We start from the raw sequence: 245 nt of genomic DNA, 5'->3' as shown, positions 1-245 counted from the left end.
CCGTGTGCGATGCCAACCTGGAAAAAATCCGGGTGATCGCCGAAGAGCTGGACGCCGCGATCCATATGCACGTTCACGAAACCGCCTTTGAAGTGCAGCAAGCCATCGAGCAGACCGGCGAGCGGCCATTGGCGCGCCTGGCTCGCCTTGGCTTGCTGGGCCCGCGCTTTCAGGCCGTGCACATGACCCAAATCAGCGAAGACGACCTGGCTTTACTGGTAGAAAGCAACACCAGCGTCATTCAC

At 60.0% G+C, this 245-nt stretch carries 1 protein-coding gene; it reads left to right on the top strand.

The genetic code is table 11. From position 1 onward, the window contains the following. Nucleotides 1-245, top strand: a 245-nt coding sequence (locus QN399_RS26530; protein ID WP_330201968.1) for an amidohydrolase family protein, incomplete at both ends; no start/stop codon positions are given.

The sequence above is a fragment of the Pseudomonas sp. 10C3 genome (assembly GCF_036346185.1).
In the GTDB taxonomy this organism is placed as follows: domain Bacteria; phylum Pseudomonadota; class Gammaproteobacteria; order Pseudomonadales; family Pseudomonadaceae; genus Aquipseudomonas.
Note: the sequence above shows the minus strand (reverse complement) of the source record. Positions and strands in the feature narration are given on the sequence as shown.